Annotated in this window: 12 protein-coding genes and 1 pseudogene; 6 read left to right on the top strand and 7 right to left on the bottom strand. The window is 42.7% G+C overall.

What is annotated here, in order from left to right:
• The first annotated feature begins 263 nt into the window (after positions 1–263).
• The 5 genes and pseudogenes from NXV01_RS00600 to NXV01_RS00580 all read left to right on the top strand — a co-directional run bounded on the left by NXV01_RS00600 (position 264) and on the right by NXV01_RS00580 (position 10,387).
• Positions 264–3,467: a TonB-dependent receptor gene (locus tag NXV01_RS00600; protein WP_259011145.1), complete on the top strand. Its 3,204-nt coding sequence runs from the start codon at positions 264–266 to the stop codon at positions 3,465–3,467.
• 32 nt (positions 3,468–3,499) lie between these two features.
• Positions 3,500–5,128, top strand: coding sequence for a RagB/SusD family nutrient uptake outer membrane protein (locus tag NXV01_RS00595; RefSeq protein ID WP_195649171.1), 1,629 nt, complete (start codon positions 3,500–3,502; stop codon positions 5,126–5,128).
• A 144-nt stretch (positions 5,129–5,272) separates the two neighbouring features.
• A pseudogene (gene hflX, locus NXV01_RS00590) lies at positions 5,273–6,528 on the top strand (GTPase HflX).
• 97 nt (positions 6,529–6,625) lie between these two features.
• Positions 6,626–8,617, top strand: a complete 1,992-nt coding sequence (locus tag NXV01_RS00585) for a DUF4954 family protein (RefSeq protein ID WP_148365286.1) — start codon at positions 6,626–6,628, stop codon at positions 8,615–8,617.
• Positions 8,618–8,749: 132 nt separating this feature from the next.
• A complete protein-coding gene (locus NXV01_RS00580) occupies positions 8,750–10,387 on the top strand; it encodes a fumarate hydratase (RefSeq protein ID WP_148365285.1) in 1,638 nt (545 codons plus the stop codon).
• A gap of 151 nt (positions 10,388–10,538) precedes the next feature.
• On the opposite strand, the gene pelA is transcribed toward NXV01_RS00580, so the two are convergent.
• From pelA to NXV01_RS00545, 7 genes are all read right to left on the bottom strand, one after another.
• Positions 10,539–11,633 (bottom strand): pectate lyase, encoded by a 1,095-nt coding sequence (pelA, locus tag NXV01_RS00575; protein WP_259021530.1) that lies wholly within the window; start codon positions 11,631–11,633, stop codon positions 10,539–10,541.
• Between the two features lie 33 nt (positions 11,634–11,666).
• Entirely contained in the window at positions 11,667–13,010 is a 1,344-nt protein-coding gene (locus tag NXV01_RS00570; RefSeq protein WP_148365283.1) for a TolC family protein, read from the bottom strand.
• Positions 13,007–16,039 (bottom strand): efflux RND transporter permease subunit, encoded by a 3,033-nt coding sequence (locus NXV01_RS00565; RefSeq protein WP_148365282.1) that lies wholly within the window; start codon positions 16,037–16,039, stop codon positions 13,007–13,009. Before NXV01_RS00565 ends, NXV01_RS00570 begins: the two co-directional genes overlap by 4 nt.
• Positions 16,040–16,054: 15 nt before the next feature.
• Positions 16,055–17,140: an efflux RND transporter periplasmic adaptor subunit gene (locus NXV01_RS00560; protein WP_148365281.1), complete on the bottom strand. Its 1,086-nt coding sequence runs from the start codon at positions 17,138–17,140 to the stop codon at positions 16,055–16,057.
• Positions 17,141–17,237: 97 nt separating this feature from the next.
• The gene (gene rsgA / locus NXV01_RS00555) at positions 17,238–18,170 is read right to left on the bottom strand and encodes a ribosome small subunit-dependent GTPase A (RefSeq protein ID WP_148365280.1); all 933 of its coding nucleotides are present in this window, start codon (positions 18,168–18,170) and stop codon (positions 17,238–17,240) included.
• 98 nt (positions 18,171–18,268) lie between these two features.
• Positions 18,269–18,829 carry a ribosome recycling factor gene (gene frr / locus NXV01_RS00550; RefSeq protein ID WP_004299198.1) on the bottom strand — a complete coding sequence of 187 codons (561 nt, stop codon included), beginning with the start codon at positions 18,827–18,829 and terminating at the stop codon, positions 18,269–18,271.
• 51 nt (positions 18,830–18,880) lie between these two features.
• Positions 18,881–19,792 (bottom strand): DMT family transporter, encoded by a 912-nt coding sequence (locus tag NXV01_RS00545; RefSeq protein ID WP_259021529.1) that lies wholly within the window; start codon positions 19,790–19,792, stop codon positions 18,881–18,883.
• A gap of 377 nt (positions 19,793–20,169) precedes the next feature.
• On the opposite strand from NXV01_RS00545, the gene NXV01_RS00540 reads away from it, so the two are divergent.
• A complete protein-coding gene (locus NXV01_RS00540) occupies positions 20,170–24,201 on the top strand; it encodes a response regulator (RefSeq protein WP_259021528.1) in 4,032 nt (1,343 codons plus the stop codon).

The following is a 24,201-nucleotide window of genomic DNA, read 5'->3' as shown; positions in this document are numbered from 1 at the left end:
CGTTTTATGACCAAAAACGAGTAAAAGAAATATTAAAATATACATTTTGTTTATGCAAAAAGCTATTACTTGCTTTATTGATCAACGTTTTTAATTAACACAAACATGCTTTTCAACATAAATTCAGTATAAAAAATAACAAAATGTTATATTTGCAACCTTTTTTTATTAATATAGTTGTTAGTTTCAGTTTTATTAATATATTTGCAAATTGTTAGAGTAAAGATACAAATAATGTAAAGTTAAACTTTAAGAGAGATTTTATGAAAAGAAAATTAATGCTGTTATTGGCATGCCTTTTTGTGGGCATAGGTCTAGTAACTGCCCAAACTCAAAAGGTCACAGGCGTTGTGATTTCTGAAGAAGACGGGCAGCCAGTTGTTGGCGCTTCTGTGTTAGTAAAAGGTACTACTCAAGGTACAATCACAGATGTAGATGGTAATTTTAATTTATCAAATGTACCAAGTTCTGCAAAGACTTTGCAGATTTCGTACATCGGTATGCAAACTCAGGAAGTGGCTATCAAGCCTAAAATGAGGGTGGTAATGAAGACTGATGCAGAAGCATTGGACGAAGTGGTAGTCGTAGCTTATGGTACGGCTAAGAAAGAATCATTGACAGGTTCCATTTCAGTGGTTGATTCAAAAAAGATAGAAAAGCGTCTTACCACTAGTGTGACCGGAGCGCTTGAAGGGTCTGCACCCGGTGTTCAGGTAAATAATACATACGGGGAACCGGGTAAAGCGCCTTCTATCCGTATACGTGGTTTCGGGACATTGGTTTCAGGAGCTTCCGATCCATTGATTGTTGTAGACGGTGTGCCTTTTGATGGAAATATTGCTGAATTGAACTCTAACGATATTGAAAGCATGTCTATCTTAAAGGATGCCGCTTCTGCCGCTTTGTATGGAAATCGTGCTGCTAACGGTGTTGTGTTGATTACAACAAAAAGCGGGCGTGGCTCGGATAGACCAACTATTACTTTGCAAATAAATCAAGGTATTTATAATCGTGGTATTCCGGAATATGAACGGCTTGGCGCTAATCAATGGATGGAAACATCATGGATGGGGTTGAAAAACTATGCCATGACCGGTAGCTTGGGATATAACGAAGCTGATGCCGCAGATTATGCCACAAAGAATATTATAAAGGGGTATGCGCGTCGCAATATTTATGATGCTCCTGACGATGCTTTATTCGATGCCAATGGCAAACTGATAGCCAATATGTTACCAGGGTATGATGACCTTGACTGGGCAAAGGACATTGAACGCAATGGATACCGTCAGGAATATAACTTATCCGCCAGTTCCTCTTCCGAGAAACTGAATGTTTATTCCTCTATTGGTTATCTGAATGAAAAGGGATATATCATTGCTTCCGGTTACGAACGTTTCTCCGGACGTATTAATACTGTTTATACTCCAAACAAATGGTTGAAAGCGGGGGTTAACTTAAACGGGTCTATAACTAAGAGAGATTACAATGACAATGCTACCGGAGATTATTTTGCCAATCCGTTTTATACTGTTCGTTATATGGCTCCGGTATATCCGTTGTTTATGCACAATGCCGATGGCTCTTATGCTTTGGATGAATTTGGTGAAAAGCAATATGATGTTACTTCTTCTTATTTGAGTAATCGTAATATTGCTTACGAATTGCGTAATAATAAGGAAGAAAGCCGTCGCAATGTATTGGGTGGACAAGCATTTGCTACGATTAATCTGCCGTATGACTTTTCAGTAACAGTCAAGGGGGATATGAGCAACAGCACTTCGAACAATAAGAAATATGATAACCCCAAAATTGGTGACGGTGCCACAAACAATGGACGGTTGACTAACTATGCTTACCAGTATACCAATTATACTATGCAACAATTAATAAACTGGAATCATACTTATAAGAATATACATAATGTGGATGTGATGCTGGGGCATGAAAATTATAGCTGGCAGCGTAAAGTGACCTATGGAATGAATACGGGTATGGCTGTCGATGGTAATCTGACGATGGGTAATTTCCTTACTAATTCTTATTTCGCTGGTTATGATGACGAATATAAAACAGAGTCTTATCTAGCGCGTGCACGTTATAACTATGATGAGCGCTATTTTATTGAGGCTTCTTTCCGTCGTGACGGTTCTTCCCGTTTCCATCCGGACAATCGTTGGGGGAATTTCTATTCATTGGGTGCAAGTTGGAATGTGAAGCGCGAAGCTTTTATGCAGAATATCGACTGGGTAAACCATTTGAAACTTCGCGCATCGTATGGCGAAGTGGGTAACGACGCAGGCGTAAGTTATTATGGTTATATGGCATTGTATACTATTGACAAGAATGCTAATGAGGCCGCTTTGTTGAAAAAATCTTTATCGGCTCCGGATATCAAATGGGAAACTACCCAGACATTCGATTTCGCTTTGGAAGGTCGTTTGTTCGATCGTTTGAATTTTGAGATTGGCTATTTTGACAAACGTTCCAAAGACTTGTTGTTTGAAGTGAGACTGCCACTTTCGGCTGGTTCCTATCCTTGGGTGGATGATGGTGCACCGATGAACCTTACTCAATATCGGAACATTGGTACGGTGTCTAATCGTGGTTTTGAAATTTCTTTGGATGTGGATGCCGTCAATAAAGGAGACTGGAAATGGAATATCGGAATGGACGCTACTTTTCTGAAGAATAAGGTGATTAAATTGCCGGATGGAAAAGATATCTTGCACGGTAGACAAAATTATTCGGAAGGTCATTCTATTTATGAATTTTATACCTATCATTTCGTTGGAGTTGATCAAATGACCGGACAGTCGCTTTATACCCTTGATCCTGATAAAAAGGATGCTGCTGCGGAAAATGATGCGCTGACTACGATTAATGGTACGGATTATACGACTATAACTTCTTATGGAAAGCGGGATTGGGCAGGCTCTGCGTTACCTACGGTTTATGGTTCTGTACGTTCTACGCTTACTTGGAAAGATTTGAGCATGAATGTTTTGTTAACCTATGGTTTGGGTGGTAAAGTGTATGATGGTAGTTATCAGGGGTTGATGGGCTCATCAGTGATGTCATCAGGTTCCGCGTTGCATAAAGATGTGTTGAAATCATGGAATGGAGTTCCTGAAGGAATGACTGCTACATCTGCTGACCGCATTGATCCTAATGGAACACCCGCTTATGATTTTAACCGCGCTTCTGATAACAACGCTGTGAGCGACCGTTGGTTGGCAAATGCTTCTTACTTGGTATTCAAAAATTTGAATTTGTCTTATAGTTTACCGAAGAAATGGTTGAATCATTGGGGGATTGGTGGATTGACATTGACTGCCGGTGTTGAAAACCTCTTTACAGTCACTGCGCGCAAGGGATTGAATCCGCAATTCTCATTTAATGGTGAATATGATGATACTTATGTAACTGCTCGAGTTTATAACTTGGGGCTGACTGTCAAATTCTAAAGACTGGAACATTTAAAACAATAAGAATAATTATGAAAAAATATATCAATAGATTGTTTATAGGAGCTTTAGTTGCAGGCGCATCTTTACTGGTATTTTCTTGCAGCAGCGACTATCTTAATACAGCTCCAACCGACTCTATCGGAACGGGCGATGCTGTCGGTACAACCGACAATGCCATGAAGGCATTGAATGGAATTGCTAAGATCATGACTACTCAGCAATATTACTTCGGTGGTGGCTTTTGCGGTGAAAACAACATTATGATTCAATATGAAAGCTATCCGAGCGAAAACTACAATTATAACTATTATGCGAACGGATGGGCGCCCATTTTCAATCAGACGTTTCATAACCGCACAAATAGCATTTATGATGCATACGCATGGTACTATTATTATACGATTATTGGTAATGCGAATACCATTATCTGTAATATTGACGCAGCGGAAGGAAGTGATAGCGAAAAGAATTTCATCAAAGCGTCTGCACTGACATTTCGTGCGTATGCTTTCGAGAAGCTGACGCATTATTATTGCTGGCGTTGGCAAGATTCCAACAACGGGGCTTCTCAAGGCCTTGTCCTCCGGTTGGATGAGTCGACAGGCAGTATGCCTTACTCTACATTGGCGGAAACATATACGCAAATTTATAAAGATTTGGATGATGCTATTTCTCTTTTTCAGCAATCTGGTTTTGACCGTGAAAATGGAAAAGTTTGGATTCCGAACATTAATGTCGCCCACGCTGTTTATGCTCGTGCTGCCTTGACTAAACAGGATTATGGGAAAGCTCTTTCCGAAGCCAAACTTGCCCGTGAGGGATATCCGTTAATGAACAACACTGATTATCAGAATGGATTCTGTAATCCTACAAGTGAATGGTTGTTTGGCAGTTTCGGTAGCTCCCAAGAAAATAACTGGTATTGGAGTTATGGCACACAGTATGCTTGTAACGGTTATTATGCGAACAAACAAGGTGCATATGAAGGTGCCGGAGCTATTGGTCGCGAATTAATCAACCGGATTCCTGACAATGACGCACGTAAAGCATTGTTTCTGACAGAGGATAAGTTTCCCGGATATGATTGGACGGATGAGGATGTGTTAGATCCTGATTATGCTATTTTCTGGGACGATGCTTTGAATAGTGACGTGAAAAATTATATAGACAGAATAGCCGTGTCCGGTTTGGAGGCTCCTTATCAGGCTGGAACTTATTATTTGGGTGCACAGTTGAAATTCTATGTGTTCGACACTCCGGGAGTATCTTATTTGCCCTTCATCCGTTCTTCGGAAATGGTATTGGTGGAAGCAGAAGCCAATTATTTTTTGGATAAGCCAACTGATGCGCAAGCTGCATTGGTTGATTTGAATGCCACTTCCGGACGTAATCCTTCATATACTTGCACCAAGATTGGTGATGATCTTTGGAATGAAATCATGGATTATCGTGAACTTGAACTTTGGGGTGAAGGTTTTGCATGGAGTGACTACAAGCGTTGGAACCGTCCCGTGGTACGGAAGTCTGTTGCACAAGGTGGCAATGCATATCCTTCTGTTGCCATTACTATTCCTGCTGACGGTGTTAATAAATGGACTTGGGATGTGCCGTTGAATGAGACGGACTATAACGATGAACTTCAGTTTGGAGGAAAATAGGAGGCTGTTTGGTATACAATTTCTGAACCTAAGTATATAAAAAATGAGGATAATGTAATATGGGGACTTTTTCAATGTCCTCTAAAACATTGTCCTCTTTTTTTTTGTTATATTTGCACCCGCAATATTATATATAATAAAAGAATGAAAGAATTTGTAATATCCGAAGCCAAAGTAGAAACAGCAGTGCTTGTAGGACTCATCACACAAACGCAGGATGAGCGTAAGACAAACGAGTATCTGGATGAACTGGCTTTCCTTGCCGAGACGGCTGGGGCGGAAGTTGTGAAACGATTTACGCAGAAGTTACCGACAGCTAACTCTGTGACTTATGTCGGAAAAGGAAAGTTGGAAGAAATCAGACAATATATCCATGACGAAGAGGAAGCAGAACGTGAAGTAGGAATGGTCATCTTTGATGACGAACTTTCTGCGAAACAGATTCGTAATATTGAAGCTGAACTGAAAGTGAAGATACTGGACCGTACTTCACTGATTCTTGATATATTTGCCATGCGTGCACAGACTGCCAATGCGAAGACACAGGTAGAACTGGCACAGTATAAATATATGTTGCCACGTTTGCAGCGACTCTGGACTCACTTGGAACGCCAGGGAGGTGGTTCCGGTGCCGGTGGTGGTAAAGGTTCCGTGGGACTTCGTGGTCCGGGTGAAACACAGCTCGAGATGGACCGCCGTATCATCCTGAACCGTATGTCATTGCTGAAAGAACGTCTGGCAGACATTGACAAACAGAAAGCTACCCAGCGTAAGAACCGCGGACGTATGATACGTGTTGCACTGGTTGGTTATACCAATGTGGGAAAATCAACCATGATGAACCTTCTCGCAAAGAGCGAAGTGTTTGCAGAAAACAAGCTGTTCGCAACGTTGGATACCACTGTACGCAAAGTGATTATCGATAATCTACCGTTCCTGTTGTCGGATACGGTAGGGTTTATTCGTAAGTTGCCTACCGATCTGGTAGAATCTTTCAAATCAACGCTGGATGAGGTGCGTGAAGCGGATCTGCTTGTACACGTAGTCGATATTTCCCACCCCGGATTTGAGGAACAGATTGAAGTGGTGAACAAAACACTGGCAGAGATTGGTGGCAGTGGCAAACCTATGATACTTGTATTTAACAAAATAGACGCTTACACCTACGTGGAGAAAGCGCCGGACGACCTTACCCCCGAACAAAGGAGAACTTAACACTCGAAGAACTGATGAAGACGTGGATGGCAAAGATGGAGGACAACTGCCTCTTTATTTCCGCCCGCGAACGAATCAATATAGACGAACTGAAAAATGTAGTTTATCAGCGAGTGAAAGAATTACACGTTCAGAAATATCCCTATAACGATTTTCTTTATCAGACCTACGAAGAAGAGGAATAATTAATCAATATGCTTATGTACTGATGTGCCAACTGGCTGCGTGTACTGCATCGGAATTGGCGCATTGGCATATGGGCACATTAACACATTATTAAAAATGAAAGACTATCGTAGATTGACTGAAGATGAGGTACTTCAGTTGAAGAGTCAGTCGTGTCTGGCTGATGATTGGGGAAATGTATCAGTGGCAGAGGGGTTTAATTGTGAGTACGTCCATCATACCCGTTTCTCGGGTGAAGTGAAACTGGGAGTATTCGAAGCAGAATTTACATTGCCGGGGGGAATCAAGAAACATTCGGGATTACGTCATGTGACGTTGCATAATGTATCGGTGGGCGATAACTGTTGTATTGAGAATATCCAGAACTATATTGCTAATTACGAAATTGGCAGTGATACCTTCATTGAGAATGTAGATATTATCTTAGTGGATGGGTTGAGCACTTTCGGTAATGGGGTGGAAGTGGCAGTCTTGAATGAAACGGGAGGTCGTGAAGTGTTGATGAACGACAAACTGTCGGCACATCAGGCATATATACTTGCACTGTACCGCCATCGTCCCGAACTGATTAACCGCATGAAATCCATTGCGGATTATTATTCCAACAAACATGCTTCTGCTGTCGGCAGTATTGGCAATCATGTGATGATTCTCAATACGGGCTCGATCAAGAATGTCCGGATTGGAGATTACTGCCATATCTGTGGAACTTGCCGCTTATCCAATGGCAGCATCAACAGTAACGTGACGGCACCTGTTCATATCGGACACGGTGTAATCTGTGATGACTTCATTATCTCTTCCGGCTCTAAAGTGGATGACGGCACGATGCTGACTCGTTGCTTCGTCGGTCAGTCCTGCAAGCTGGGACACAATTATTCTGCTTCCGATTCTTTGTTTTTCAGTAATTGTCAGGGAGAGAACGGTGAGGCATGTGCTATTTTTGCAGGTCCTTTTACAGTGACACACCATAAATCTACTTTATTGATTGCCGGTATGTTCTCGTTTATGAATGCGGGTTCGGGGTCCAATCAGAGTAATCACATGTATAAGTTAGGTCCTATCCATCAGGGAACGATGGAAAGAGGAGCGAAAACCACTTCCGATTCATATATCCTGTGGCCGGCACGTGTTGGGGCCTTCTCTTTGGTAATGGGACGTCATGTTAATCATGCCGATACTTCCAATCTTCCTTTCTCTTACCTGATAGAGCAGCGGAATACCACTTATCTGGTTCCGGGAGTTAACTTAAGAAGTGTAGGTACCATTCGTGATGCACAGAAATGGCCGAAGCGTGATAATCGAAAGGATCCGAACCGGCTGGATTATATCAATTATAATCTGTTGAGTCCTTATACCATTCAGAAAATGTTTAAAGGACGTTCCATTTTGAAAGAATTAAAACGTGTGTCCGGTGAAACTTCAGAGATTTACTCCTACCAGAGTGCTAAAATCAAGAACTCCTCTCTGAACAATGGAATTCGTTTTTATGAAATCGCAATTCACAAGTTCTTGGGAAACTCCATCATTAAGCGGTTGGAAGGCATCAACTTCCAGAGCAATGAAGAAATCCGTCAACGACTGAAACCTGATACGGAAATCGGAATCGGGGAGTGGGTGGATGTTTCCGGACTGATTGCTCCCAAGAGTGAGATCGACCGATTGCTGGATGGGATAGAGAAGGGAACGGTCAATCGTTTGAAATCCATCAATGCAAGCTTTGCAGAAATGCATGAGAACTATTATACCTATGAATGGACATGGGCTTATCATAAGATTCAGGAATTCTACGGTCTGGATCCGGAAACGATTACAGCACAAGATATCATCGGTATCGTGAAAGCATGGCAGCAAGCTGTTGTCGGATTGGATAAGATGGTATATGAGGATGCCAAGAAAGAATTCTCGTTGTCTTCCATGACCGGATTTGGTGCTGACGGCTCCCACGACGAAATGAAGCAGGATTTTGAGCAAGTACGCGGTGATTTCGAAAGCAATACTTTTGTGACTGCCGTCTTGAAACATATTGAAGATAAAACAGCTCTTGGAAACGAGCTTATTAGACGTATCGAAAGCATACAAGAATAAAATAAGCAAATGATAAACGGGAGAGTTCCTCCGTTAATTATGTTTTAATCTTTAATTTTTAATCTTTAATTTTTAATTTATATACTACCTTTGCCACACTAACTAACAATTACGTAATAAAATAAGAAACTTATGGCAACACCTCCGTTTAAGTATCAGCCCATGTTTGAGAAGGGAAAAGATACAACTGAGTATTATCTGCTTACAAAAGACTATGTATCAGTAAGCGAGTTTGAAGGAAATCCCATCCTGAAAATTGAGAAAGAAGGTTTGACTGTGATGGCTAATGCAGCTTTTCGTGATGTGTCATTCATGCTTCGTCGTTCACACAACGAACAAGTTGCTAAGATTCTGAGTGATCCGGAAGCAAGTGAAAACGATAAGTATGTGGCACTGACTTTCCTGCGCAATGCGGAAGTTGCTTCAAAAGGTGTACTTCCTTTCTGTCAGGACACTGGTACTGCTATTATCCACGGTGAAAAAGGACAACAGGTATGGACTGGATATTCTGACGAAGAGGCTCTTTCGCTGGGTGTATATAAAACATATACTGAAGAGAACCTGCGTTACTCACAGAATGCGCCTCTGAATATGTACGATGAGGTAAATACCAAATGTAACCTCCCCGCACAGATTGACATCGAAGCTACCGAAGGCATGGAGTATGAGTTCCTTTGCGTAACAAAAGGCGGTGGATCTGCCAACAAGACATATTTGTATCAGGAAACAAAAGCAATCCTGAATCCCGGTACACTGGTTCCGTTCCTGGTTGAAAAGATGAAAACATTGGGAACAGCCGCTTGTCCTCCTTATCATATCGCTTTCGTTATCGGAGGTACTTCTGCTGAAAAGAACCTGTTGACAGTGAAGCTGGCTTCTACTCATTTCTATGACAATCTGCCGACTACCGGAAACGAATATGGCCGTGCATTCCGCGACATCGAACTGGAAAAAGAAGTTTTGGCAGAAGCTCATAAGATTGGATTGGGCGCGCAATTCGGAGGTAAATATCTTGCTCATGACGTACGTATCATCCGTTTGCCTCGTCACGGTGCTTCTTGTCCGGTAGGTTTGGGAGTATCTTGCTCTGCCGACCGTAACATCAAATGTAAAATCAATAAGGAAGGTATCTGGATTGAGAAACTGGATTCAAATCCGGGTGAGCTTATTCCTGTAGAACTGCGTCAGGCAGGTGAAGGTGATGTGGTAAAGATCGACCTGAACCGTCCGATGTCGGAAATCCTGAAAGAACTGACTAAATATCCGGTAGCTACCCGTCTGTCATTGAACGGAACGATCATCGTAGGTCGTGACATTGCTCATGCTAAACTGAAAGAACGTTTGGATCGCGGCGAAGACTTGCCACAGTATATTAAGGATCATCCTATTTATTATGCAGGTCCGGCAAAAACTCCGGAAGGCATGGCTTGTGGTTCTATGGGTCCTACTACAGCAGGACGTATGGACTCTTATGTAGAACTGTTCCAAAGTCATGGCGGTAGCATGGTAATGTTGGCAAAAGGTAACCGTAGCCAGCAAGTGACAGATGCTTGTAAGAAATATGGTGGTTTCTACCTTGGTTCTATCGGAGGTCCGGCAGCTATCCTTGCACAGAACAACATCAAGAGCATCGAGTGTGTGGAATATCCGGAATTGGGTATGGAAGCTATCTGGAAGATTGAAGTGGAAAACTTCCCTGCATTTATTCTGGTAGATGATAAGGGTAACGACTTCTTCAAACAGTTGAAACCGTGGAATTGTACTAAATAGTCGGTTTAACTCCGTTTATATAAGACTTTGAGAAGACGGTGTAAAAGCCTTTAATTAAAAAATCCCCTCATTACAATCGTGTAGTAAGGGGATTTCTCATTTTAAGGACTTTCCGGATATTCGCTTTGGTAGGGTAAATATCAGTCTTTGATTATTTATTCTGTTCTTTCTTCCATTTCTCGTATCTTTTCAGCACCTTACTTCCATCTTTGTTATACCAACTATAACCATTCCGGCGTTCGTGTCCGATTTCCGAGATATCATATTTTTTTATACCGTCACGATCACAGAAGAAGGGCCGGTTAGTTTCCAGTTCATAAAAGCGTGCCCAGAGAGTGGGGCAGTCTTCACAAGGAACCATACGATAGTCTTTTTTCCCTTCGCTGTTAGTGAAATATTCTTTTTGTAGCCCTTTGATTTCAGACTTCTGGAACCATTTGATGGCTCCTTCTATCGATTTTACAACTTCTGTAGATGGATTGGGGAGTGACATAAGTAGTAATACAATGTTGTCTGACTCCTGCCCGCTTAATGACGGAAGTTCGTAAGCACGTGCTTTGCATGGTTCCAGAGTGACACGGTCGTGCTGCGCACACCATACTGCCAATTCTCCGTTTTGGCGCACTTGTGTTTTGAGTATACACTCTATGCCTTTATCAAAAGCTTTGCGTGCCTGTTTGCAGATATCTTCAGGCAGGAAAGTGTAAGGAGTCTTCTTTTCGTATATTTCCCGAAGCTGATTCATCACTCTTACCATGGCGTTGTCATTGTAGGTGATTTGTATGTAATAACCTTTGGGGCGTGGATAGAATTGAGGCCATCCACCATTTTCATATTGCGCTTTGAGCAGATATTGGATGCCGTTCAGAACTCCTTCTTTATATTTTTCTTTTTGAGTAGCCAGATAAAGCCGTGCCAGATATTCGATTTCCGTAGTGGTGGCGTTGTTGTCGATTGTGCTTTGGTTGGTATCCTCTTTGGCCTTTAATGCTGCCTTATATTCCTGTTCTGTCAGTTCTGCCGGCATATAGATATTCTTGGGCCAGCCTCCGGTGGTTTGCTGATACAGTAACACGTTGTCACCAATGCGTAGGGCTTCTTCCGTCTTGAAGAAATCGTCGTCAAATTTGGGAGCGATGTGTACCCATTCTTTGTAATTTTGCTGTTTTCTGTAATCTGCTGCTTTTTGGGCTGAGATGTTTGTCAGGATAAAAAGTAGCAATAAGAAAAGACTTGGTTTTCTCATGGCTTTGTTATTTAATGTTTGGAAACTACTTCCTTATTCCAGAAACTTCGTAATTTTTCCACTGATCTGTAACAGGGATATTTCGCAGAGCTTCGTATTGTATTCGGCGGAGAGGATGCGTTCTTCTGCATCTAACAAACTCTTTTGTGCTTCGCGTACTTCAAAACCGGAGAGATCTCCCTGTATATAACGATCCATGGCAATATCGTGGTTGTCCTTGGCAGTTATCAGATTCTGTCGTTCCAGATTCAGCAACTGGAGGTTGTTGCGATAGGCTTGCCATAGATTGCTGAGATCGGAACGGAGTGCTAGCTCCAGATCCTGCCGTTCCAGACGACGATTCTTGAAAGCCAGACTTGCATTTCTCTTTTCCCTCCGTCGGTTTCCGTCGAATATGTTGAAGCCGACAGTTATTCCGGCATTAAAGCCCAGATCACCTCTTCTGCTGTTTGCATTGATGTCATACTTGTTGAACGTATATCCATATCCGGTATTTAATTTGAGATACGGATAGTTGCGCGAGTTTATTTTCTTGTAGTCCAATTGGGCAAGTACCGTATTCTGATCCGCCTTTAGCAAAGAAGCATTGGTTGCCAATGTGGAATTCCATAAATCATCAAATTGCAAGTCGCTGTGTACGTCGATGGTGGAATCTTTGATAATAATGTTTTGGTTTACATTGTTGTTGGCCATCAGCTCGTTCAACTGGATTCGTGAAGAATGCAGCAATTCCTGTTGTTTGATATATTGGGCACTGTCTGCATTGAAGTCCACCTTCGCCTGCTGATAATCCAGCCCTGAAAACTTTCCGACCAGATGGCTGGCCTCTGCTATACGCAAGCGTTCTTTGGAAAGTGACATTGCATAATGAAAGTTTTTCAGACGGATCTTCTGCTGGATAAAATTATAATATTCCGAAGTCAGGGCTGCAATAAAGTCCTCAATGGCAATACGGGTATTTGTTTCGCCTTGACGCTCCAGTTCTTTCAGCTGTTTGTATGTAGTACTAATATTAAACCCGTCGAAAATAGTCCAGTTGAGGTTGAGACCGACGTTAACCGTCTGATCGTAGACGCCGTTGTTTTTTGTTATCTCTCCGGTAGCACGCGCTTTTGTTTCAATATTGTCCAGATTTCCGGTGTATCCTGCAGAAAAGTCCAATGTAGGCAGATATCCGGCATTCCCTAGCGTTGCATTATTCTTGCTGATCTGCTCTTCATTATGTACGATACGTAGAGAATAATTGTTTTGTAATCCCTCCTCCAGGCAATCTTTCAGGGTGCGTATCTGTTGTGCCTTAGCAAAAGAGACTGATAAGAAAGCACAGGCAATGGTAATATAGATGATGTGTTTCATGCAGATTCCTTTCTGTTTCATTCTTGTAATTTTTTGATTCGGTTAGTTGAAATGTAACTGTAAATAGCCGGTACAATATACATCGTGAGCAGAGTGGAGACCACCATACCGCCCACAACTGCCGCACCCATGGCAATACGTTGGTTACAACCTTCTCCGGTGGCAAACGCCAGCGGGATAAGTCCCAAGACCGTAGAAGCACTAGTCATCAGAATCGGACGTAGGCGTTGCAGGGCGGCATCTTTAATAGCGTTTATTTTGTCCTCTCCGGCTTCCTGTTTCTGATTGGCAAATTCCACAATAAGAATACCATTCTTTGCCACCAGGCCGATCAGCATGATAATACCGATCTGGCTGAAAATATTCATTGTAATATTGTTGAAATACATGAATACCAAGGCTCCGGCAATAGCCAACGGCACTGTCAACATAATAATCAACGGATCTTTGAAACTTTCAAACTGGGCGGCCAGAATCAGATAGATCAGAAGGATTGCCAAAATGAAAGCAAACATCAGACTGGAAGAACTTTCGCGATATTCCTTGGAGTCTCCTGCCAGAGCAGTACGGAAGGTATCATCCAGTGTCTCTTTGGCAATCTTGTCCATTTCGTCGAGACCTTGTCCGATTGTTTTGCCATCCGCCAAACCTGCGGAAATGGTAGCAGACACAAACCGGTTGTAGCGATATAACTTTGGAGGAGCAATTCCGCTCTCCAGTTCAATCAAGTTATCCAGCTGAATCATATCCCCATTATTGCTACGTACATAAATAGCTTTCAGGTCGGCAGGCTTGTTACGTTGCTGGCGATTGATTTCCCCCAGAATTTCATACTGTTTCCCGTTCATATAGAAATATCCCATACGCTGACCGCTCAATCCGTATTGCAATGTCTGAGCAATGTTTTTAGTGCTTACCCCCATGATGCTGGACTTGTCACGGTTGATTTGTATACGGGCTTCCGGCTTGCTGAATTTCAAGTCGACGTCCGCCATTTGGAAAACAGGATTTTCGTATACCTTAGCCATAAATTTAGGCAGCACTTCTTCTAATTTTTCCAGATTGGTGGCTTGAAGTACGTATTGGACGGGCATACTTCCACGGCGTCCGCCGAAAGAAGATTGCTGCTGTACGAATGAACGTGCCATCGTTTTCTTCTGTACCGCTTTCGAGATATTCTCGGCAACTTCCATCTGTGTGTAGTTACGGTCTTGCATATCCTTCAATGTGATGCGTACATTTCCGCTACCACTGGATACACGGGCGGTAACAGCTTCCGCATCGGGAAGAATAGAGTCTACCAGTTGATTAATATCCTCCGTGTAATCCCGGATATATTCGTAAGTGACACCTTCTGCCCCCCGGGTGTTAATACTGATTTGCGAACGGTCCTCAAGTGGAGCCATTTCTGCGGGAATGGCATTCCATAGAAAACCGATCAGGCAAATGGTGATGAAGGTAAATGGAAGAGCAATCCAGCGTTTGCTGAGGAAAGCGGCAAGTGACCGGCTGTACAGCCGGTTCATTCCTTCGAAGAATGGCTCAGTCTTCGCATAAAACCAACTTTGCTTTTCCCTCTTTATAAGCAATTTCGTTGCCAGCATCGGAGTGAAAGTCAATGCCGCAAACGAAGAAATGATGACTGAACCCGAAATAACGATACTGAATTCCCGGAACAATCGTCCTGTCATTCCATCCATAAAGACGATAGGGAAGAATACGGCAACCAGCGTGATAGTCGTTGAGATGACGGCAAAGAAGATTTCTTTAGCTCCTTCTATTCCCGCTTCTTTGGGAGCCATTCCCTTTTCAATACGGATATAAATATTTTCTGTCATAACGATGGCGTCGTCCACCACCAACCCCACCGACAGTACGATGGCGAGCATGGAAAGTACATTAATGGAGAATCCTGCCAGATACATAACAAAGAATGCTCCGATCAGAGAGACAGGGATTACGATACAAGGCACCAATGTGACGCGCCAGTCACGCAGGAAGAGGAAGATAATGATGATTACGAGTACAAAAGCTTCATATACAGTCGATTTAACCTCATTGATAGATGCGCGGATAAACTTGGTGTTGTCAAAACCATAATTATAGTGCACATCTTCCGGCAAATCTTTTTTCATCTGCTCCATGCGTTGATATACAGCATCCGCGATTTCAATATGGTTGGCACCCGGCTGTGGAATGACTACGACACCTACCATAGGAACTCCGTTCATTTTCATATAACTCTTGATATCGGCGGGTCCCAGTTCTGCACGTCCGATATCACTGAAACGTACAATACGGTTATCCTCTTCTTTGATAATCAAATCATTGAATTCATCTGCAGTATGCATCAATCCCAGTGTGCGGATAGTCAGTTCGGTGGTATTTCCTTCGATACTACCGGAAGGAAGTTCCACGTTTTCATTGTCCACGGCATTTTTAACATCGATAGGAGTAATACCATATCCTGCCATCTTTACCGGGTCGAGCCAGAGGCGCATGGAGTAACGTTTTTCTCCCCAGATAGATACACTACTAACGTCGGCAATCGTCTGTAATTGTTCCTTTACAGTCAAATCTGCGATTTCGCTCAATTCCAATAACGTGCGCTTGTCACTTTGAAGAGCAACCATCAGGATGGGCATGGCGTCAGCGTCCGCTTTTGAAACGGTCGGAGGGTCACAGTCGCGGGGCAGATAACGCTGGGCACGTGAAACCTTGTCACGTACGTCATTGGCCGCCGTTTCCAGATCGACGGACAATTCAAATTCTACCGTGATGCGGCTTTGTCCCTGCTGACTCACACTGGACAAAGAACGGATACCGGGAATACCGTTGATATTCTGTTCCAACGGTTCGGTTATTTGATTCTCGATAACATCGGCATTAGCTCCCGGATAAGAGCAGCTGACAGAAATGATCGGATTATCCACCGACGGATACTCACGGACACCCAGATAATTGTATCCGATGAATCCGAAAAGGAGGATGATGATCGTTAATACTGTGGCTAATACCGGGCGACGTATACTTAATTCGGATATATTCATAAGGTGCTGGTATTATTAATCAATGTTGTCAAGAGTAACGGCAAGTCCGGTACGTAGTTGCAGTGTTCCTGAAGTAATGATGGTATCTCCCATGTGTAATCCTCTGATCACCTGCACTTCAGATGCGGTGCGGATGCCGGTAATAATATCCACCGGTTCGGCTTTTCCTGATTTATACAGATAGACCTTGTCTTTACCCATTTCCGGTACAATTGCTTCTGTGGGAATGGCAATTGCGTTAGGTATTTCATCCTTTTTCAACAGCACGCTTGCGTAACGGCCGGGAAGCAGGATGTGATTGACATTCGGGTATAATGCACGGGCGGTAAACTGATGCAGGTTCGGGTCAATAGCTGATTCCACAGCATACACTTGTGCGCCGAAAGCATCCAAGTTTCCTTCAACGCTGAAGTTCAGGTTAGTCCCCTTTTTGATTTGCTTGGCATAACGTTCCGGTACGGAGAATTCCACTTTCAATGGAGCGATTTTAGTCAGTTTGGCAACAACAGTGGTCGGAGAGGCATAAGTACCAACACTGACTTGGCGAAGTCCGATCACTCCGTCGAACGGAGCACGAAGTTCGGTTAACTCGATATTGGTTTTGATGATCTCTATATCTGCGTTCAGGGTTGCCAAATCCGTTTTCACCTGTTCGTAAGCTTCTTTACTGACGGCATCCCGTTTCAACAGAGCATCTTGACGGAATACACGGTCTTCTGCCAGTTTTAATTGTGAAACGAGGCGTTGTAATTGTGCCTGCAACTGCCGGTCGTTTACTTTGGCAAGCAACTGCCCTTTCTTTACGGCCGTTCCTTCTTCGAAGTTGATTTCCACAATTTTTCCCGAAGTTTCGAAAGACAAATCCACTTCCTCATCGGGTAGAAGTACGCCGGTAGTGGTAAACTCGTCTGTCAGGGATTGTGGCTTTATGACTTTAGCATTTACATTTAGAACTTGTTTTCCTTTTTTCTGATTGCCGCCCATCACTTTGTCGGCAGCTGCTAGTTCGTCGTTTTTTTTCGGTAATTGTGAATAGATTCCTCCACCGATAATTCCGGCACCAACAAGAATAATGATGCCCCATTTAGTTTTTTTATTCATGGTTTAGTATTGTATATAGCAGTTATGATACATCTTTAGAGATTAGACTTCCCCCGTCGGGAAAGGTTTAAAGAAAGAAAGGGTAAAAAAGAGTTAATCAGTAAGCAGCCCGATATTTGCCTTCCTCTTTATCCTCCAGCATATTTAAATAAGAGGTATAGCGCGATTCGCTGATAAGGTGTTCTTCTACGGCCTTGCGTACGGCACATCCGGGTTCATGACGGTGAGTGCAGTTGCCATATTTGCAGTCGGCGGAAGTCTTGAATATTTCGGGAAAATAATGCCCGATTTCCTCTTCTTCCATATCGAATGTGCCGAACCCCTTGATGCCCGGAGTGTCGATAATGTAGCCATTTCCCTCCACGGGGAACATTTCGGAGAAAGTAGTGGTGTGCATACCTTTGTTATGGTAAGAAGAAATCTCGCCGGTCTTGGCTTCTATGCCCGGCAGTATGGAATTGATAAGAGTCGATTTGCCGACTCCCGAATGTCCGGAGAATAAAGTGATCTTGCCTTCCAATGCCTTTTTTATTTCGTCCACCCCATTACCGTTTTTTGCAGAAACCTTGAAACAAGGGTAACCGATCTGTGTATATAGGTTGATAAGTGCGTCCAGATAGCGGAGTTCATCCTCGTCGTAAGCATCTACCTTGTTGAATACTAGTTTGACGGGAACGCGATAAGCTTCTGCGGATGCAAGAAAGCGGTCAATGAAAATAGTGGAAGTTTCGGGGTAGTTGACGGTTGCTACCAACATACACTGGTCGAGATTGGCGGCAAGGATGTGGGATTGTTTGGAAAGATTGGAAGAACGGCGGATGATATAGTTTTTCCTGTCTTCGATCTCGCTGATAAAAGCAGTTCCTTCCTGATTAAGTATAATCTGAACACGATCGCCCACTGCGACAGGATTGGTGCTGCGAATCCCTTTCAGTCGGAAATTACCCTTGATTTTACATTCGATAGATTGTCCGTCATCGGTTTTCACCTGATACCAACTACCCGTGTTTTTGATTACTAATCCCTTCATAAATTGAGGTTGAGAATTGAGAATTAAAAAATTAGAATGAACTGTGACATGTAGTATGCCGCACTTTATTTCTCAATTTTTAATTCTCAATTTTCAATTTAAACAGTCATAATTTCTTTATCCTTTTCAGCCAGCATATCATCGATTTGCTTGATATACTTATCATGGATTTTTTGCAGTTTGGCTTCCGCATTCTTCTGTTCGTCTTCTGCCAGTCCGTCTTTTACAGCTTTCTTCAGTGCGTCGATACCGTCACGACGAGCGTTACGTACACTTACTTTAGCTGTTTCACCTTCTCCTTTACACTGTTTTGCCAGTTGTTTACGACGTTCTTCCGTCAAAGGAGGAATACCGATACGGATCATTTCACCATTGTTTTCGGGCATGATACCGAGGTCAGAGTCGATGATTGCTTTTTCGATAACACGGAACATGCTTTTATCCCACGGCTTGATTACGATACTGCGGGCGTCCGGAGTAGTAATTGCTGCTACATTGCTGATAGGTACCATACTTCCGTAAGAATCTACGCGGATACCATCTAATAAGCGGGCACTCGCTTTTCCTGCGCGGATATGTGCCAGTGCTTCTTCCAGATACATGATGGCCATGTCCATTTTTTCTTGTGCATTGTCAAGGCAAGTCTTTACGTCTACCATATTTTTTGAGATTTAAAATTGCATTTTGATTGATTAAGTAGCAAAAGTATATTATTTTTTGTTCATCTGCAACAGCATTCCCATCTTTTTTATGAGTGACTTACCGATGATAATCAAGGTAACAGCGGTGATAATCATTAAAATACCTGCCATTAACCGGGGAGTCAGTTTTTCGTGAAACAGGAGAACACCGAAAAATAGAGCTGTCACCGGTTCCAGGGCACCCAGTATGGCTGTTGGAGTAGAGCCTATGTAATGGATGGCGAGTGCGGTACAGATCAGTGATACGGCAGTCGGCAGAATGGCTAGTGTCAGTACGTCGGCCCAGAGCCAGACTGACGGTATTATTTGTAGCTCCGTACAAAAATTTAAACGGACGATATAAACCGATAGTCCGAACAAAATGGCGTAAAATGTAAGCTTGGTGGTCGGCAGGTTTTTCAGTGTCGAACGGTTCACGCCTACTATATATATAGCATAAGAGAGTGAGGACAACAGAACAAAGATGATTCCCAAAGTCGACAGCGGTTTGTTTCCATCTCCCTGATAGAGCAAGGCGATACCTGAAAGCGCCAGCAGGATGGAAAAGACGGTAATTGCGGAAATCTTTTCTTTGAAGAATATCCCCATAATGACAGCTACCATCACCGGGTAGACAAAGAGAATGGTAGAAGCTATTCCGGCATCCATATAATTATAGCTCATAAACAAAAGCAGTGATGAAAAAGAGAATAGCAATCCCATAATGACTAAGGGCAAAACGTCTGCCTTGTGAAGCGCAAAGGATTGATGCTGCATTTTCATCAGAATACCCAGTACGATTGCGGCGAAGAAATAACGGTAGAATAAAACGGTATCGACACTCATTCCGGCTGCATAGAGCGGAAGTGCAAAAAGAGGATTCATACCGTAGCTGGCAGCGGCAATCACTCCATAGATAAAACCTTTGGTTTTTGGGGTCATTGTTCTATTTTTTATTGGCGTGCAAAAGTACGCAGTTCACCAATGATAAACAAGTGTTTAGGCGGTTGATAGTATAATTTAATCTTTCGTATGCTAAAAACTATTTCTTAGTAAAGAGGGAACTAATCTTGTTTATGCATAAAATTAATCGTCTGACAGTTGTTGAACTTGCGTCTGACTACTGTTGAACTTTCGTCTGACAACTGTCAGACGAAAAAGAATCAACTGTCAGACGATTAATTTTATTCGATCGGGGGATTAGTTATATGCAGTCCGGGGGATAATTAACAGGTAGTAGCCAGACAGTTTTTTGAATAAATGCTTGCATATATCTTGGATTTTCTCGAATATTGCATCCGAATTATCGAAAAACACTGATGACCAAAGCTAACTTTCTTGTTATTTACTGCCTGTTTATATCGGTACTTTGTTGCATGGCAAATGTGACGAAGGATATCAATATGCGTTTTAAAGATGTAAGGCAAGGACTTTCGCATCAAACGGTCAATTGTTTCTATCAGGATGAATTCGGATTTTTATGGATTGGTACTCAAGACGGACTGAATCGCTTTGACGGTCGTAAATTTGAAGTCTTCAAACCGGATAACGCGAATCCCTATTCAATCAATATAAATAATATCCGGCAGGTTTGCGGAAACAGGGAAGGATTGCTTTTTATCCGTAGTTTGCAGAGCGTGACTATTTATGACATGCGTTTGAACCGTTTTAAAGTGCTGCGTGAAGGAGAAGTGGCAGGAATCTGCTATGCGCACGACGCGTTATGGATAGCTACCGGAAAAGAAATCTATCGTTATCGTGGCTTCGACCAAGCGCCCGAATTATTCTTTTCATTTCCTTCGGATGGAGGGGATGTATTGATGAACAGTCTAATGGTTCGTCAGAATCAGACCGTGGTGGTGGGTACTTCTTCCAAGGGTATTTATTGTATCGATCAGGCTGCTCATATCACCCGTCATATTGATGTGGGGGCTGTCAACTCAATTACGGAAGACAGAAACGGGAGCATCTGGATAGCTACCAGAAACCGGGGACTTACCCGATTGGAGGCAAATGGGGAGCTTACTCATTACAGATATAATAAGGTGGCTGATCATACGATCAACCATGATAATGTGCGTCATGTGACACAAGCCAATGATAGTCTTCTGTATATCGGAACTTACGCCGGTTTGCAGACTTTAAATCTCTCTACCGGAGAGTTTACGGATTATGAATATGACTTGAATGTGGAGGCAGCCGATATACGTTCCATCATTTCGATGCATTACGACACTTCGGGAACTTTATGGCTGGGCACTTTCTATCAGGGAATACAATATTATAATGTAGCGAATGATGCTTATCACTTTTACCGTTCGTCTACGGCTGTTGGCGGGCATTTGAATTCCTATATCATCAGTTCCATTGCCGAAGACCGTTCCGGGCGGATCTGGTTTGCAAGTGAAGGAAGCGGATTGAACTATTATGATAAACATGCCAAACGTTTTTTCCCGCTTAAACATTTATATGCTCAAGAGCTGTCTTTTAAGATTGTGAAGTCTCTGTATTATGAGAAAGAACCGGATTATCTTTGGGTAGCTTCGCTTTATCAGGGCATCAACCGGATTAATCTGTCGACCGGACATATAGAATCTATTTCGGAAAATATCGATACTCCGGAAGGAAAAACAGTTGACAGGGCCTATAATCTGGTAAAAATGATAGAGTTTTCCGGTCACGATTCCTTATTGATAGCCGCCAAGGGTGGGCTGCTTGTATTGGATAAAAAACATCTCCGGTTGCATCATTTCGAACATCCTTCTTTAGCTTCCAGACATTTGTCGCAGGTTTGGGATATGACGTTCGATAAAGAAGGGGATTTGTGGCTGACCACTTCTTTTGATCTGATACGGGTCAATTTGAAAGCAGGCATTTCCCATAGTTATCCTTTCTCTCAAATAGCGCAGAGCACGGCGCAGCACCACATTAATCACATTTTATGTGATAGAAAAGGACGTATATGGCTGGGATCTACGGGATCGGGAATTTATCTGTTCGATAAGAAGAAAGATATCTTTGTAGGATACGGAGCGAAGCAGGGACTGGAGAATGGATTTATCACCGGATTGGTAGAGAGTCCGCTGGACGGTTCCATTTATGTGGCAACGAATGGCGGTTTCTCTAAATTCAATCTAGCCACTACCACATTCGAGAACTATAACAGGCAGAGTGATTTTCCCTTGAATAACGTGAATGACGGAGGGCTGTACATTGCGTCCGACCACGATATTTATGTCTGTGGACTGGCAGGCATCGTTTCCATAGCCCAGGAGAAACTGAACAAGCAGTCTGTGGAGTATAATGTGTTCGTAAAACGCGTGCTTGTGGATAATACGGAAATTCAACCCCTTGATTCGTTGGGACTTATCAAGGAAACGGTATTGTATGAACATCAATTAGTATTGCCGCCCAGGTATTCTTCCGTCACTTTTGAGATAGCGAGTAATACCCTGAATAATATTTCCAACATCGGTCTGGAATATAAACTTGAAGGATTTGATAACGAATATATGAAGGCGGGAGATAATACGATGGTTACTTATACCAATCTTCATCCGGGGCGTTATACTTTTCATGTTCGTGGCGACCAGTTGCGCATTCACGATCAGGAAGCACCTTCTGCCAGTTTTGAGCTGATAGTGGAGGCTCCCGTTTATCAACGGGCATGGTTTATTTTGCTGATGATATTGGCAGGTATTCTTATTGCAGGCTATATTATCCGTATGTTCTGGATACGGAAAACCTTGCAACATTCTCTATTGGCCGAGAAACGGGAAAAAGAGTATATCGAAAATGTGAACCAGTCCAAACTACGTTTCTTTACCAATGTATCGCATGAGTTCCGTACTCCGTTAACGCTTATATCCAGTCAGCTTGAGATGCTCCTGATGCATAAAGACATGATCCCCGAGGTGTATAATAAGATTTTGGAGATTTATAAGAACTCCCGCCGGATGAATAATCTGGTGGATGAGGTGATTGATATCCGTAAGCAGGATCAGGGATATCTGAAATTGAAAATTTCCAAAGAGAATATTGTTGCGGTGATAGAGGAGATTTGTTGTTCTTTCTATAGCTATGCGCAGCTGAATAAGATCGATCTCCGTTTTTCTTCCACTTTGAAAGAAGCGGATTTGTATATTGACAAGACGCAGATAGAGAAAGTGTTCTATAATCTATTGTCCAACGCTTTTAAATATACGAAGCCCGGTGACTGGATTTCTGTAGAATTGGCAGCGGAAGGAGAGAATGACATTGTGATTTCAGTCAACAATTTGGGTGTCGGTATTGAAAAGTCCAAGATCAAACATGTATTTGAACGGTTTTGGCAGGATGATTCGGCAACAACTACACGGACTGTCAAAGGATCGGGTATCGGGCTGGCAATGGCAAAAGGTATTGTGGAATTGCATCAGGGAACTATCGGAGTGGAAAGTGAGCCGAATGGAATAACGTCTTTTATCGTTACTCTTCACCGGGATGCAAATGTGAATGTGGAAGCATCTTCCTCTGCAGATGAACGCGTTGCCGAACATTATGTAATAGAGCCTCAAGAAATCTCGGAAATGGTGAAGCCGGATAAAACGGTGAAAATACTGATTGTGGAGGATAATCCGGAGATGCGTAAGGTGTTGGCACAGATTTTTGAACAGATATATGATGTATATACGGCTGCCGACGGGCAGGAAGGATTGGAGCAGGCTTCTTCACTACAACCACAGATGATTGTGAGTGATATTATGATGCCAGTCATGTCCGGCCTGGAGATGTGCGAGAAGTTGAAAAGCAATTTGCAGACCAGTCATATTCCTGTGGTATTGCTGACTGCCCGCAACCGGGAAGAGCATACCTTAGAGGGCTTGCAGACGGGAGCGGATGATTATATCTCCAAACCTTTCAATATCAAGATATTGGTGGCCCGTTGCAATAATATCATCCAGACTCGTAAACTGCTCCAGCAGCGGTTTGCCCGGAATGATGAACCTAAAGTGGAAGATCTTCCATTTAATCCGATCGATAAAAAGATGCTGATGGATGCTACGGCGATTGTGGAATCTTATATTGATAACGCAGACTTTGACGTAGCCACTTTTGCACGGGAGATGTGCATGAGCAGAACGTTGCTTTTCACTAAACTGAAAGCATTGACCGGACAGACCCCGAATGACTTTATTTTATCTTTGAGACTGAAAAAGGCAACAGAAAAATTAATCAATGATCCCAATGCCCTGATTGCTGATATAGCATTTGATTACGGCTTTTCTAATCCAAGTTATTTTATCCGGTGCTTTAAGAATGCTTATGATATTACTCCGGCTGCTTATCGAAGAAAACACGCAAATTGTTAA

This window comes from Bacteroides sp. BFG-606 (assembly GCF_024788145.1).
Lineage (GTDB): Bacteria > Bacteroidota > Bacteroidia > Bacteroidales > Bacteroidaceae > Bacteroides > Bacteroides vicugnae.
This window is presented reverse-complemented; position numbering and strand designations above follow the sequence as displayed.